General features: G+C 65.5%; 12 protein-coding genes. 4 read left to right on the top strand and 8 right to left on the bottom strand.

The features are described 5' to 3' along the window. Positions 1 to 84 precede the first annotated feature (84 nt). On the top strand, positions 85 to 1,008 hold the full coding sequence (gene ppk2 / locus EV663_RS00460; protein WP_132949803.1) for a polyphosphate kinase 2: 924 nt from the start codon (positions 85 to 87) through the stop codon (positions 1,006 to 1,008). Here ppk2 and EV663_RS00455 read toward each other — a convergent pair. From EV663_RS00455 to EV663_RS00445, 3 genes are read right to left on the bottom strand one after another with little or no spacing between them, the layout of a single operon-like run. Continuing rightward, positions 1,002 to 2,222 (bottom strand): efflux RND transporter periplasmic adaptor subunit, encoded by a 1,221-nt coding sequence (locus tag EV663_RS00455; RefSeq protein WP_132949802.1) that lies wholly within the window; start codon positions 2,220 to 2,222, stop codon positions 1,002 to 1,004. The genes ppk2 and EV663_RS00455 overlap by 7 nt on opposite strands. A 3-nt stretch (positions 2,223 to 2,225) precedes the next feature. Then, a complete protein-coding gene (locus EV663_RS00450; protein ID WP_132950384.1) occupies positions 2,226 to 4,589 on the bottom strand; it encodes an ABC transporter permease in 2,364 nt (787 codons plus the stop codon). Between the two features lie 5 nt (positions 4,590 to 4,594). Next, complete coding sequence (locus EV663_RS00445; RefSeq protein WP_132949801.1) at positions 4,595 to 5,302, bottom strand: ABC transporter ATP-binding protein; 708 nt, start codon at positions 5,300 to 5,302, stop codon at positions 4,595 to 4,597. A 122-nt stretch (positions 5,303 to 5,424) separates the two neighbouring features. Here EV663_RS00445 and EV663_RS00440 point away from each other — a divergent pair, with 122 nt between their 5' ends. After that, the gene (locus EV663_RS00440) at positions 5,425 to 6,207 is read left to right on the top strand and encodes an HAD-IIB family hydrolase (protein WP_132949800.1); all 783 of its coding nucleotides are present in this window, start codon (positions 5,425 to 5,427) and stop codon (positions 6,205 to 6,207) included. Positions 6,208 to 6,225: 18 nt separating this feature from the next. Then, on the top strand, positions 6,226 to 7,458 hold the full coding sequence (locus tag EV663_RS00435) for a glycosyltransferase family protein (protein WP_132949799.1): 1,233 nt from the start codon (positions 6,226 to 6,228) through the stop codon (positions 7,456 to 7,458). A gap of 211 nt (positions 7,459 to 7,669) precedes the next feature. Here the strand turns inward: EV663_RS00435 and EV663_RS00430 are convergent, their stop codons facing one another. From EV663_RS00430 to EV663_RS00410, 5 genes are all read right to left on the bottom strand, one after another. Continuing rightward, positions 7,670 to 8,161 (bottom strand): Hsp20 family protein, encoded by a 492-nt coding sequence (locus EV663_RS00430; RefSeq protein WP_132949798.1) that lies wholly within the window; start codon positions 8,159 to 8,161, stop codon positions 7,670 to 7,672. Between the two features lie 133 nt (positions 8,162 to 8,294). Further along, on the bottom strand, positions 8,295 to 9,116 hold the full coding sequence (locus tag EV663_RS00425) for a trypsin-like serine peptidase (RefSeq protein ID WP_243697834.1): 822 nt from the start codon (positions 9,114 to 9,116) through the stop codon (positions 8,295 to 8,297). Positions 9,117 to 9,176: 60 nt separating this feature from the next. After that, a complete protein-coding gene (glcF, locus tag EV663_RS00420; protein WP_132949797.1) occupies positions 9,177 to 10,469 on the bottom strand; it encodes a glycolate oxidase subunit GlcF in 1,293 nt (430 codons plus the stop codon). Between the two features lie 4 nt (positions 10,470 to 10,473). Further along, a complete protein-coding gene (locus EV663_RS00415; protein WP_132950382.1) occupies positions 10,474 to 11,673 on the bottom strand; it encodes an FAD-binding protein in 1,200 nt (399 codons plus the stop codon). Between the two features lie 64 nt (positions 11,674 to 11,737). After that, positions 11,738 to 13,171, bottom strand: a complete 1,434-nt coding sequence (locus EV663_RS00410; protein ID WP_132949796.1) for an FAD-linked oxidase C-terminal domain-containing protein — start codon at positions 13,169 to 13,171, stop codon at positions 11,738 to 11,740. A gap of 84 nt (positions 13,172 to 13,255) precedes the next feature. Here EV663_RS00410 and EV663_RS00405 point away from each other — a divergent pair, with 84 nt between their 5' ends. Next, positions 13,256 to 13,957 (top strand): DUF599 domain-containing protein, encoded by a 702-nt coding sequence (locus EV663_RS00405; protein WP_132949795.1) that lies wholly within the window; start codon positions 13,256 to 13,258, stop codon positions 13,955 to 13,957. The last annotated feature ends 35 nt before the right edge of the window (positions 13,958 to 13,992 follow it).

Here is a 13,992-nt window from a genome sequence, read left to right as displayed (position 1 = left end):
TGCGACCGCGGGATTTTCCCCGATTGTCAAACGCCTGTCATCTTTGCGTGTGTGGCTGCGGCCAGGCACGCGCGAGGTTTTGACATGACCAGATCCGACGACTTGGCCCAACTCTACGACGATTGGGTCTCTTCCGAACTCGAGGACACGCTGATCGAAGATCTCGAAATCGATCTCGAGGACACGCTGCCGACGCTGGAATTGAAAAAGCTCTACAAGTTCAAGCACCCCGACACGATGCCGCGTCGGGATTACATGCTTGAACTTCTCAGGCTTCAGGCCGAGCTGATCAAGCTGCACGACTGGGTCCAGGCCAGCAAGGCCAAGGTCGTCGTCCTGTTCGAAGGGCGCGATGCCGCCGGCAAGGGCGGCACGATCAAGCGGATCACCCAGCGGCTGAACCCGCGCGTCTGCCGCGTGGTCGCCCTACCCGCACCATCGGACCGGCAAAAGACACAGTGGTATTTCCAGCGCTACGTCGAACACCTGCCCGCGGGCGGCGAGATGGTTCTTTTCGACCGATCCTGGTACAACCGCGCGGGCGTCGAACGGGTGATGGGCTTTGCCGATGAGGATCAGGTCGAGCAGTTCTTCGACGACGTGCCAGATTTCGAACGGATGCTGGTGCGCTCGGGCATCATCCTGATCAAGTACTGGTTCTCGATCACCGACGAGGAACAGCAGCTGCGGTTCTTGATGCGCATTCACGACCCGCTCAAACAGTGGAAGCTGTCGCCGATGGACCTGCAATCCCGCGTCCGCTGGGAAGACTACACCAAGGCCAAGGAGGAAATGCTGGCGCGCACCAACATCCCCGAGGCGCCCTGGTACATCGTGCCCGGCAACGACAAGAAACGCGCGCGGCTGAACTGTATCGCGCACCTTCTTGACCAGATACCCTATGCCGAGGTGCCCGGCGAAAGGGTCGAATTGCCGGAGCGGGTGTTCAACCCCGATTACGAGCGCAAGGTGCTGCCTGACGACCTGTATGTGCCCCAGCGTTACTGAAGCCTGGCGCGATCGAGTACCGCACCGCCATCGACGATCGCATCCGAGGGGTGGGTGACGACGCGGGTGCCCTCTGCAAGACCCGATCGCAGTTCTGCCATGGTTTCGCCGCGCCGCCCGATCTCGACAGGGGCGAGGGTGGCGATGCCGTCCTGCACGGCAAAGACCGCCCAGCCCCCGGCATGCCGGAACAGCGCCGAAAGCGGTACCTGCAAGGCATCGTCCGTTTCCCATTCGACGATGCGTAAAAAGACGTAGAACCCCTCGCCCAGGCCGGGGCGCTCGGCAGGCGGGGTCAGGATATCGAACAGCGCATCAACGCGTTGTTCCTCGATTCCCAGGGCCGAGACCTTGGTGTACGCCACCGGTTCAACCCGGCGCAGGCGCACATCAAGAACACCCGCGCCGCCCCAGCGTTCTACCCTGGCCTGCGCCCCGGGCGGCAGGCGCACCGCGTCGGCGGATAAAAGGTCCGCGACGATTTCCAGGTCGTCAGGCTTGCCGATCGCCAAAAGCCGCGTCCCGATGCCGACGGGGCGTTGCGAGATCACGTCAACCTCGAGAACCGTGCCGTCGATAGGCGCGTGGATCTGCACGCAACACTCCCCGTTGAACGAACCCGACGCATCCTCCCGGGGCGGGCTCAGCGCGGCGCGGGCGCGTTCGAGCGAACTTTCGGCCATGTCCAGGCCCGAGGCCGCGGCATCGCGGGCCGCCCTCGCGATGGCAAGCTGTTGGCCGGCATCTTCCAGGCGGGTTATCGACGAAACGCCCCTTTCGACCAGGGCCTGAGCCCGCTCGAACTGACCTTGGGCATATGCGAGATCCTCTTCGGCCTTGCGCAGGTCGGTTTCGGACAGGTGCAGTGCAGCCCGCGCCTCGTTCACGGCGGCCTCGGCCTCGCGCCTCGCGCGACTGTCCAGCAGTGTCGGCGCCGCCGGTTCCACGACCGCAACGACCGTTTCACCTGCGACCACCCGGTCGCCTGGTTCCACCGGGGATCGGCGCGCGGTGCCGGCGATAGGGGCGGCCACCTCGTATATGTCGCGGATGCGCGTCTTGCCATCGGCATTCACCGTGACCTGCATCGGGCCACGTGTCACGACATGCAGGTCAACGGGCACCGGCGGGCTGCGAAGTGCAGTGTAGACCAGCCCGCCCAGCAAAGCCGCCAACACCGCGCCCGTGACCAGGTTTCGCGCAGACAGTTTCATCGCTTACTCCCGCGTTTTCATCACCGCGACAAGGTCCAGCCCGTCCACCCGCCGCCGCACGATCAGCACCGCGCCCAGGCTTGCGCCCAGAACCACCAGGCTGGCCGTGGCGAAACAGGACGCGCGCAACACCAACGGCACGGCGTAAAGGTCTGACGAGAACCCCGCCGTGATCGCCAGCGCGATCCCCCAACCCAGCATCCATCCCAAGGGCTGGGCCAGCAACGCCAACAGCATGGTCTCACCGATCAGGATGGCGGAAACTTCTGCCTTGCTGAACCCCAGGATGCGCAGGCTGGCAAGTTCGCGCGCGCGTTCGGACAATTGCACCCGCGCCCCGTTATAGGCCACGCCCACCGTGATCAGCACCGCGATGGTGGCGTAAACCGCCATCATGATCAGTACGTTCTCGGCCAGCGTGTCCCGAAACGAGCGGCGCGCATCGGTCAGCATGATCGTCCCTGTCAGCCCCGGCAGATCCTTGAGCCGGGCATGCAACGCATCCTGTTGCGCGAAATCGACCAGGATCGAGGCAGTGCTGACCTGCGGGGCCTGGCCGAACAGACGGTTGGCGGTATCGTAATCCATGTAGGCGCCAAGGCCGAGATACTGCACAGCCAGCCCGCTCACCGGCAAAAGATGGGTCTGGCGTCGGGAACCGAGGAATTCCACCTCCAGAAGGTCGCCGGGCTCCACCTTCAGCGCGGCCGCGAGCCGCCGCGACAGCACCAGCCCGCCGGGCGGCGGCACGACCCCCTTGCCGGCCGTATCCACCGCGCGCGACAGGTCGCTGTCGGGACGACGAGCCTCGACCGGGGTACGTTTTGACAAGTGGCCGTGGCGCAACTCCGCGGCAAGATAAAGGTGCCCCTCTACGGCCAGAACACCCGGCAGGCGGCGCACCTCTTCCAGCACCGAGGCGGGCCTGTCCTCGGAAAACAGCAACAATGCGTCCTGTCGGTTCGACTGGTAGAAAAAGCCGTCAATGATCTCATCCATAGAATCGTCGGTAAAGGTCGCGGCCATCATCACCGCCACCGCCAGCGCCAGGCCCACCACCGTCAGCCCCGAACGCAACGGCCAGCGCAGGATGCCGCGCAGGACCATCATCGCCGGCTGCGACAGGCGCAACGCCCCCAACAGCCGGTCGATCCCCCCGCGCGAAAATTGCGGTGGCGCGGCCGGGGCCATCGCCACCGCGGGCGACAGGCGCGTCGCCGAGAGGGCCGCGCGCAATGCCCCCAGGCCCGCCGCCGCGAACGCGATTGCCGCCGAGATGGCATAAACATCGGGCGATACGCGGTAGACCAGGTAGGGAAAGTCAAAGAAATCGGCGTATAGAACCGCCAGCGCATGGCTGAGCCAACTGCCCGCGGCCCAGCCGATCACGACACCTGCCAGCCCCACCAGCCCAGCCAGCATCAGGTAATGCGTCGCCACCTCGCGGTTGGTATAGCCCACCGCTTTCATCAGGCCGATCTGCGCGCGCTCCAACGCGACGATCCGGCCCAGAACCATGTTCACGAGAAATGCCGAGATGCCGAAGAAAACAGGAGGCAAAACCGCCGCCGTCGCCCTAAGCGAGGCGATCTCGGCGTCGATGAAACTGTTGGAAAGCTGGATATCGCGGCCATGGGCCCCGAACCCGCCATAGGACTCGAGCAAATTGTCGAGGCGGTCGATCACCTCTGCCTCGTTCGTCGCGCGGGCGGTTTTCAAGCTGACCGAATTGAACGCCCCCGTCATGTCAAAGGCCGCAGCGGCCGCGCGTTCCGGCATCCACAAGATGCCATACCCCTTGTTGTCCGGCATCAATTGGCCTGGCCCGATCGTGTAGATGAATTCGGGCGACAGCATCGTGCCGGTGATGGTCAATTGCCGTTTCTGCCCATTGATCATGGCGGCAAAACCGTCGCCAGGACGAAACCCGTGCGCCTTGGCAAAAGGTTCGTTCACCGCGACCTGGGTATTGCTGGACGGGTCCGGCAGGCGCCCCGCGCGCAAGACGGGACGGTTGAGCAGGGGCAGGCCTGTATCGGGGATCGAGATCACCCGCCCCATGGCGGTTTCCACCCGCCCCGGAATGTCCAGCACAACCGTGCCCGTCACCCGCTTCTCGACGGCTGCAACGCCGGGGATCGCGGCGATTTCGCCGACCAGCATCGCGGGCGCGCGACGCATCTCGGCAAAGACATCGGCAAAACGATTTCGTTCGTAATAGGCCGCGCGTGTATCCTCCAGCGCGCGGTACATTCCGAACGAGGTCAGAAAGATCGCCACCCCACAGCCCAGAACCAGCGCGATCGCCAGCACCTGCGCCCAGAGCCGCCGGAAATCGCGAAACAGCTTCTTGTCCAGCGCCTGCATTCCGCTCACCACGAGATGTCACGGGGGGCAAGGCGGGTCTGGTTGACCTCGACCCCGGTGATCCGTCCGTCATGGAAACGCACCACCCGATGGGCCATCTTTCGGATTGCCGCATTATGGGTGATGACGATGGTCGTGGTCCCGAAACGCTCGTTGATATCCCTGATCGCCTCAAGCACCTGCACGCCGGTCTTGCTATCCAGCGCGCCGGTCGGTTCGTCGCATAACAGCACCTCGGGCCGCTTGGCGATGGCGCGGGCGATCGCGACGCGTTGTTGTTCGCCGCCCGACAATTCCGCCGGGAAATGGTCAAGCCGGTGATCGAGGCCCACCAGTGCCAGCGCCTCGTCAGGCGGCATCGGATGACGCGCCACATCGGTGACAAGCTGGACATTCTCGCGCGCGCTCAGCGATGGCACGAGGTTGTAGAACTGGAACACGAATCCCACGTGATCGCGGCGATAACGCGTCAGGGCGCTCTCTTTCAGAACGCTCAGATCGAGATCGCGGAACCAGACATGCCCGCTTGTCGCATGGTCCAGCCCCCCGAGTATGTTCAGAAGCGTCGACTTGCCCGACCCCGAGGGGCCCAGCAGCACCGCCAGTTCACCGCCGAACAGGTCCAGATCGACGCCTGCCAGCGCATGCACCTTGGTGCCGCCGGTATCATAGACCTTGGTGACGGCTTGCATGCGGAAGATCGGCCGGTCCATCGCGCCCCCCTTGACCCCAGTAAGGCATCGGCGCGCGAACAGGGCAAGGGGCAAGCGCGAAGGGTGGCACTTTGTTAAAAAATACATAATCTGGCAAGACGATAGACGATCCGAGACAAATGATGCCCCGCCCCGCCCTGCTGATCTTTACCGACCTCGACGGCACCCTGCTGGACCACGACACCTATTCTCACGCCCCCGCGCGCCCGGCCTTGGACCGGCTCAGGGCCGCGGCCATACCGGTCATCCTCGCCTCGTCGAAAACCGCCGCCGAAATCGCGCCGCTGCGGTGCGAACTGGGGCTATGCGCCTTTCCAGCCATCGTGGAAAACGGGGCAGGCATCCTGGAGCCCGGCAGGGCCGAACCGCCGCAAGGCGGTGGCCGTTACGCGGAATTGCGCGCCGCGCTGGACCGGGTGCCCGCCGCACTGCGTGCCCAGTACCGGGGCTTCGGAGATTGGGACGTGGCCGAGATCGCACGCCGCACCGGCCTGCCCGAAACCCATGCCGCCCGCGCCGCCCGGCGCCAGCATTCCGAGCCGGGCCTGTGGTCGGGCGACGATACGGGCAAGGCTGCCTTTGTCGCCGCGTTGCGCGCCCAGGGCGTGACCGCGCGCGAGGGCGGACGGTTCCTGACGCTGTCTTTCGGCGGAACCAAGGCCGGGCGCATGGCAGAGATCGCCGCGCGCCACCGTACGCCCTTTATCGTTGCCCTTGGCGACGCGGCCAACGATGCCGAGATGCTGGAACAGGCCGATATGGGCTTTGTGATCGCCAATCCGGCGCACCCGCCCCTGCCCATGCTCAGGGGCGAACCGCATGGCCATATCCACCGTATCGACACGCCCGGCCCGAAAGGTTGGAACGCGGCGATCGAACGCGTTATGACTGAATTCGGCATGTGAGGCAGCGGAGGCAAGCGTGTGGCGGATTTTCATCAGAACGGCAACGTGACGACACTGCACAACCTGCGATCGACCACGCCCGAGGCGCTGACCCATGCGCTGACCACCTTTTCCCAAAGCCGCAAGATCACGCTTATCCTGCCCTCGCTGTTTTCCGAACTCGAAGGCGACGCGCTGCCCGAGATCCTGAACGAACTGGCCCAGGTGCCCTACCTGCACCGCATCGTCATCGGGCTGGACCGCGCGGATGGCGATCAATACGCGCATGCGCTGAAATTTTTCGGCCGGTTACCACAGGACCATGTGGTGATCTGGAACGACAGTCCGCGGATGCGCGACATTCACGCCCGGCTGGAGGCGCTCAGCCTGAATGCAGGCGAACCGGGCAAGGGCCGCAATGTCTGGTTCTGCCTTGGCTATGTCATGGCCTGCAAGGACAGCGCGGTGGTTGCCCTGCACGATTGCGATATCCTGACCTACTCGCGAGAGATGCTGGCAAGGCTTGTCTATCCCGTGGCCAATCCCAATTTCCCCTACCAACTGGCCAAGGGATATTATCCCCGCATCGCCGATGGAAAGCTGGGCGGGCGCGTCAGCCGCCTCTTGGTCAGCCCGATCCTGATCGCCTTGAAAAAGGTGATCGGAGATCGCGATTACCTCGATTACCTGCGGTCTTTCCGTTATCCGCTATCGGGCGAATTCGCGATGCGCACCGCGCCGCTGCCCGATCTGCGCATCCCCTCGGACTGGGGGCTGGAAATCGGCGTCCTGTCCGAGGCCTGGCGCAACCTCGCGCCGCAATCGGTCTGCCAGGTTGAGATCGCCGACACCTACGACCACAAGCATCAACCGGTATCGGAAGAAGACACCGCCAAGGGCCTGTCGCGCATGTCCATCGACATCTGCAAGTCGATCTTTCGAAAGCTGGCCGCAGATGGCACGGTCTTTAGCGAAGAGATCTTTCGCACGCTCAAGGCCACCTATTACCGCGTCGCGCTGGACATGCTGGAGGGCTATTACAACGATGCCGCGATGAACGGGCTGAACCTGGACCGGCACCGCGAAGAAAAGATAATAGAGTTGTTCGCGACGAACATCATGCAGGCCGGCCAGGTCTTTCTAGACAGTCCCGCCGAGATGCCCTTCATACCGACATGGAGCAGGGTCCACGCCGCCGATCCAACCCTGATGGATGACATGCTTCTGGCGGTCGCCGCGGATACCGCGGAATTCAGCCAGCCGCCGGACTGAAATTGCATGCCAGCGGGGCCGGCCCCGCGCAGCGACAGATCACGCAGCCCGACGGGCAGAACGAAAAACCGGGGGCGCTGCCCCCGGACCCCCGGGGTATTTGACCCAAGAAGAAGACGGGGGACCGGAAAAGCGCCCGGACTGCGCCTTGAGACGCGTGCGAGGCCGCGCGCAAACCAACGCCTGCGGACGGACCGGTCCGAGTGCGGCCTCAGACCGGCGCACCATCCCCCGCGGGGGGATCGGCCATGTCCTGCCTGGCGTCGAGCACACGCGCCGGGCCGCTGACGATTTCGATCCTGCGCGGCTTGAGCGCCTCTGGCATCTCGAGCCCCAGTTCGACATGCAACATGCCGTCGGCATGGGCCGCGCCACTGACCCGCACGTGGTCGGCCAGTGCGAAGCGGCGCTCGAAGGCGCGGGTGCCGATGCCGCGATGCAGGTAGGTGCGTTCGCAGTCTTCGGGGTGTTTGCGTGCGGCGATCACCAGCGCGCCCTCCTTGACCTCGACCGAAAGCTCTTCGGCGGCAAAGCCTGCCACGGCAATCGAGATGCGATAGCTGTCCTCAGAGGTCTTCTCGATATTGTAGGGGGGATAGCTGGGCTGGGTCATGTCGCTGGACAGCACCCGGTCCATCATGTCGGCCACACGGTCAAAGCCGACTGTTGCCCGGTAGAGCGGGCCGAAATCGTAATGTCGCATGTTACATCCTCTCTTGAGCGATGAAGGTCCTGCCAAGCCTGCCCTTTCGGGATGGGCCGATTGGGACCAAGCGGGCCCGTTTCGGCACCCGCGGACTCGATCTGGGAATGGGTTCGCGAGCTTTCAAGGCGAGTCAGGGCGTGACGAACTTCGCCCCGCCCGTTCCTCGCGCCGTACCTTGGCCAAAACGGCGCAGCGGCGGCACGCCGGGGCCGATCACGCCCTCATCCGCCGCCAGACGGGCCTGCAACACCGCCACCTCGTCGCGCACCCGCGCACCCAGGGCGACCGGCTGGCCGTTGCTGTCGGCCTTGGCCGAAACCACCGAGACGATACGTGCCACCCCGCCGTCAACATGGAAAACCGGAGCCCCCGAGGCCCCGAAATCCACGCTGCACGACAGGACGAGAATCGCCGTGCGCCGGGCCATCACGCGACAGGACTGTTCCAGAGATGGCGCCTCTTCGCGTTCACGCGCATAGGACACCACGTCGACCGGGTCTCCCGCAGAGATGTCGGAAACGGTAGCAAAAGGGACCAGGCCAGGCAGGCGGATCGGGTGTTGCAGCTGCAACAACGCGAGGTCATTGGCGACCCGTGTCATCCGGTCGGCGTCAAGATCTTGATAGCGCGGATGCACGACCGCGCGCCGGATGTCACGGTAGGCCTCGGCCCGGCCATTGCGCAGCCCCGCCAGGAACCGGACCCGGCCCAGATCAATCGCCTTCGCGCTATCGGTGTCGTAAAGACAATGCGCCGCGGTCAGAACCAGGTCGGGGGCGATCAGCGTTCCGGTGCAAAACCCGCCGCCACCCAGTTCCAGCCGTCCGACCGCTTGCCACCCGCGCGCATCGTCGCCGGTCTGCAAGACCTGCAAGGTGGACCCTGCCGCCGCCGGGGACACCCAGAGCAACAAGAGCCAAAGTATCGAGAACATCACCGTCTTGCGCGGCATCGCCAACCTCCTGGTCAGTGCCACGCTAGCGGCGGGACGGAGCAATATTATGGCGCGGCCTCAGGTCGGCGTCAGTTCCAGCGCACGCGGCCACGGCCCGCCGGTCGCCCAGTCCAGCAATTGCACGGTATGGACCACCGGAACCTCGGTGCCCGAACCGATTTGCATCAGGCACCCGATATTGCCTGTCGCGATCACCTCGGGCGCGCGGGCCTCCAGGGTACGGATCTTGCGATCCTTGAGCTTCGCCGAAATCTCCGGCTGCAGCAGGTTGTAGGTGCCGGCCGAGCCGCAGCACAGGTGGCTGTCGGCAGGCTCCACGACCTCGAAGCCCGCGCGTTTCAACAAGTCCTTGGGCGCGGTCTTGACCTGCTGGCCATGCTGCAGCGAACAGGCGGCGTGATAGGCGACGCGCAGGCCGCCCGCGCCTGCCGGCAGGTCCAGCCGGGCCAGCAGTTCGGACACATCCATCGCGCGATCCGCCACCGCCTGCGCCTGGTCGGCCAGCGGATCACCCGCGAACATGTGGCCGTAATCCTTGACCGTGGTGCCGCAACCGCTGGTGTTGATGACGATGGCGTCCAGCCCCTCGCCCGCGATCTCGGCCCCCCAGGCGCGGATGTTGCGGGCGGCCATGGCGTGACTGTCCTGTTCACGCCCCATGTGATGGGTCAGCGCCCCGCAGCAGCCCATGCCGCGCGCGATCACCACTTCGCAGCCCAGCCGCCGCAGCAGCCGAATGGTGGCGTCGTTGATATCGGTATCGAGCGCCCGCTGCGCGCAGCCGGTCAACAGCGCCACCCGCATCTTGCGCGCGCCCTGCGCCGGGAAGACCTGCGGCGCGTCGTTCGGGCTGGGCTTCGGCAGGGTCTCTGGCACCATCGCCATCATCGCCTTGATCCGCGCATCGGGCAGCAGCGCGGCGACGGGCTTGCCGATCTTCGCCAGCCGCATCGCCAGCCGGAACCGCGCCGGATAGGGCAGCACATGCGCCAGCACCCAGCGCAGCGCCCGGTCGGTAAAGGGCCGCTTGTAGGTCTTTTCGATATGGGCGCGGGCGTGGTCGACCAGGTGCATGTAATGCACCCCCGAGGGGCAGGTGGTCATGCAGGCCAGGCAGGACAGGCAGCGGTCGATATGCTTGACGGTCTTTTCGTCCGCGGGCCGGTCGTTTTCCAGCATGTCCTTGATCAGGTAGATCCGGCCGCGCGGGGAATCGAGTTCGTCGCCCAGCACCTGGTAGGTCGGGCAGGTCGCGGTGCAGAACCCGCAATGGACACAGGCGCGCAGGATCTCGTTCGCGCGTGCGATGCCGGGATCGTCCAGTTGTTCCTGGGAAAAATTCGTCTGCATGATCTCAGCCCATAAGCCCGGGGTTCAGGATACCGCGCGGGTCGAACTGCGCGCGCAGGCCACGGGCCAGCGCGGCCTGCGGCGCGGGCTCGGGCTGGAACACCGAGACCTGCGCACGCACCTCTTCCGGCGCCTTTACCAGTGTCGCGTGCCCGCCGCCGAACTCGGGATCGGCCATCGCCTCTTGCAGGTCGCGGTGGAATCGGATCGCCCCCGACGCCGCGTCATCGGCGCCATAAAGCGGCGCATATTCGGCGGCCTGTTCCGCGCTCATCCCGATCCAGCACAGGCCGCCCGCCCAGTCGTAGAGCCGCTCGACCCGCGCTGTGCGGTCCAGATCGCCCCGGATACCGGCCCGCAGCGCCCCGGGCGCCATAGACACCCGCCAGACATAGGGCAGGTCGGCCAGTGCCTCGACATCGCGGATCGTCCGCCAAAGGGCAGCATTGGCCTCCGTTCCGGTCTCGACCGCGATCTCACCCAGATCCGACAGAAGCGCTGTCAGCCGTTCTGCGCGATAGGCCACAGACCCGGCAAAGCCCTCCAGCCGCAGATGCACCGCCGCCGCGCCAGGCACCCACGCCGCGCCCGATACCTCGAACGGGCTTTTCAGCGCGCGCGTCATCGCGTCAAAGGCCCCGTCCCGTCCCGCGCCATACAGCGTGACCGTCGCCACCGCCTCGGGCACGGGCAACACCTTGAAGGCCACCTCGGTCAACACGCCGAGCGTGCCGCGGCTGCCCGCCATCAGCTTGACCAGGTCATAGCCGGTAACGTTCTTCATCACCCGCCCGCCATTTCGCACCACCTGCCCCCGCCCGTCGACGAAGCGCACCCCGATCAGCGCGTCGCGGCAGGCGCCGGCCTGGATGCGTCGCGGCCCCGAAACATTCGCCGCCACCACCCCGCCGATCGTCGGCTCCCCCCCGGTGCCCAGCAACCCGCGGTGATCCATCGCCTCAAAGGCCAGCCGCTGCCCCTCGGCGGCCAGCACGCGCTCGACCTCGGCCAGCGGCGTGCCCGCCCGCACCACCAGTGTAAGCGCACCCGGCTCGTAAAGCTCCACGCCCGTCAGCCCCGCCACCGACAGCGCCGTGCCCTCCAGCGGCCGGCCCACGGGCCGCGTGCCGCTTCCCAGGATGCGCAGCGGCCCCTCGGCCGTCGCCACCGCCTCGGCCAGGTCGGCCTCTGTCTCGAGTCTGATCATTCTTCTTGGTCCCAATACCCCGGGGGTGAATTGTCCGCAGGACAAGAGGGGGCAGCGCCCCCTAGCCCGCCCGCCGCGACGCCGTCGCCGCCAGCGGGAACACCTTGGCCGGGTTCAACAGCCATTTCGGATCGAACACGTCCTTCACCCGCAATTGCGCCTCGATATCGGCCGGGTCGAACTGCACGTTCATCAGGTCGCGCTTCTCGATGCCCACGCCATGCTCGCCGGTCAGGCAGCCGCCCACCTCGACGCACAGCTTCAGGATATCCGCCCCGAACGCCTCGCAACGTTCCAGGTCGCCGGGCTTGTTCGCGTCGAACAGGATCAACGGGTGCATGTTGCCGTCGCCCGCGTGGAACACGTTGGCCACCCCCAGCCCGTATTCCTTCGACATCTCGCCGATCCGGCGCAGCACCAGCGGCAGGGCCGAGACCGGGATCGTGCCGTCCAGGCACATGTAATCGTTGATCTGCCCCATCGCGCCAAAGGCCGATTTCCGGCCCAGCCAGATCCGCGCGCTTTCCTCGGCGGACCCGCTTTCGCGCAATTCCACCGGGTCATGCTTGCGCGCGATCTGAAGGATCACGCCCAGCTGTTCGTCGATCTCGGCCGCGCTGCCCTCGACCTCGACGATCAGCAACGCCTCGCAATCGGGATAGCCGGCGCCGGCGAAGGCCTCGGTCGCGCGGATGCAGGGGCGGTCCATGAACTCGATCGCCACGGGCAGGACGCCCGCCTTGATGATGTCGGCGACGCAGGCCCCGGCCACCTCGGAGCTGTCGAACCCCATCAGAACGGGCCGCGCGCCCTCGGGTTTCGGCAGGATGCGCAGGGTCGCCTCGGTCACCACGCCCAGCTGGCCCTCGGACCCGCAGATCAGCCCCAGCCAGTCATAGCCGCCCGCATCCATGTAGGCGCCGCCGATCTCGACCACGGTGCCGTCCATCTGCACCAGGGTCACCCCCAGCAGATTGTTCGTCGTCACCCCGTATTTCAGGCAATGCGCCCCGCCCGAGTTCATCGCGATATTGCCCGCGATGGCGCAGGCCAGTTGCGAGGACGGGTCGGGAGCATAGAAGAATCCCTCCTCCTCGACCGCGCCGGTGACCGAGAGGTTCGTGCGCCCGGCCTGCACCCGGATGAAGCGGTTGTCGTAATCGACCTCCAGCACCTCGGTCAGGCGCGACACACCCAAAATCACGCTGTCGGCGGTCGGCATCGCACCGCCCGCGAGCGACGTGCCCGACCCGCGCGGCACCACCGGCACGCCCTCTTCGTGGCAGATGCGCAGCACCGCGGCCACCTCCTCGGTCGAGGATGGCAACACCACGGCAAGCGGCGGACAGCGATAGGCGGTCAGCGCGTCGCATTCATAGGCCCTCGTCTCGGCGGGATCGTCGATCACTGCGTCGCGCGGCAGCACACTTGCCAGTCGGGCGACGATCTTTTGTTTACGGGCCATCACGACGGCATTGGGCGCGGGCATATCCATCGACGCACTCCAGTACATATTGGTAAATAATTATAACCAATATTTCCCGCTGACAAGGAAATTCCCTTGCGGCAGGGTCATGCCATGGAACTTTTGGAACGCCTCGCCCTTTTCACGCCTCTGGATGCCGCGGCCCTTGCGCTGTGGTTGGCGGCCTGGGTTGCCATCGGTCGGTTGATCGAACATCCCCCCGCGGGCAGGCCCTCGGTCTCGATCCTGATGACGCGATTCCGCCGGGAATGGATGCGCCAGTTTGCGGCTCGCGAATCGCGTATCTTCGATTCCAACATTCTCTCGACGCTGCGCCAGGGAACCACGTTCTTTGCCTCGGCCTCGATGATCATCATTGGCGGCGGGTTGGCACTGATCGGCAATACCGAGCGGCTGTTGGGAATTGCCGAAGATCTGACGCTGCCCGATTCGCCTGCGATCGTGTTGGAATTCAAGATCATGGCGCTGCTGGTTCTGGTCGCCAACGCGTTCCTGAAATTCGTCTGGTCGCACCGTCTGTTCGGCTATTGCGCGGTGATCATGGCGGCGGTGCCCAATGACGGTCGCAGCCCGGAGGCGCAGCATCGTGCCGAGCAGGCCGCCAGGATCAACATCAACGCCGCGCGCAGCTTCAACCGGGGGATGCGGTCGCTTTATTTCGCACTGGGAGGTCTTGCCTGGCTACTGGGCGCGGTGCCCCTGATGGTGGCGACCGCCATCACGCTTTTCGTTTTGTGGCGGCGTGAATTCGTCTCGAATTCGCGCATGGCACTGATGACCCATCCCGAGGGATGATCGCGACCGGCAGTTCCCCCACCCCCTTCTCCCAA

This window comes from Rhodovulum bhavnagarense (assembly GCF_004343505.1).
GTDB classification, from domain to species: Bacteria; Pseudomonadota; Alphaproteobacteria; order Rhodobacterales; family Rhodobacteraceae; genus Rhodovulum; species Rhodovulum bhavnagarense.
This window is presented reverse-complemented; position numbering and strand designations above follow the sequence as displayed.

Coding starts and splice junctions, on each gene's coding strand:
- ppk2 (WP_132949803.1), top strand. CDS start 85: ATGACCAGATCCGACGACTTGGCCCAACTCTACGACGATTGGGTCTCT.
- EV663_RS00455 (WP_132949802.1), bottom strand. CDS start 2,222: ATGAAACTGTCTGCGCGAAACCTGGTCACGGGCGCGGTGTTGGCGGCT.
- EV663_RS00450 (WP_132950384.1), bottom strand. CDS start 4,589: ATGCAGGCGCTGGACAAGAAGCTGTTTCGCGATTTCCGGCGGCTCTGG.
- EV663_RS00445 (WP_132949801.1), bottom strand. CDS start 5,302: ATGGACCGGCCGATCTTCCGCATGCAAGCCGTCACCAAGGTCTATGAT.
- EV663_RS00440 (WP_132949800.1), top strand. CDS start 5,425: ATGCCCCGCCCCGCCCTGCTGATCTTTACCGACCTCGACGGCACCCTG.
- EV663_RS00430 (WP_132949798.1), bottom strand. CDS start 8,161: ATGCGACATTACGATTTCGGCCCGCTCTACCGGGCAACAGTCGGCTTT.
- EV663_RS00425 (WP_243697834.1), bottom strand. CDS start 9,116: ATGCCGCGCAAGACGGTGATGTTCTCGATACTTTGGCTCTTGTTGCTC.
- glcF (WP_132949797.1), bottom strand. CDS start 10,469: ATGCAGACGAATTTTTCCCAGGAACAACTGGACGATCCCGGCATCGCA.
- EV663_RS00410 (WP_132949796.1), bottom strand. CDS start 13,171: ATGGATATGCCCGCGCCCAATGCCGTCGTGATGGCCCGTAAACAAAAG.
- EV663_RS00405 (WP_132949795.1), top strand. CDS start 13,256: ATGGAACTTTTGGAACGCCTCGCCCTTTTCACGCCTCTGGATGCCGCG.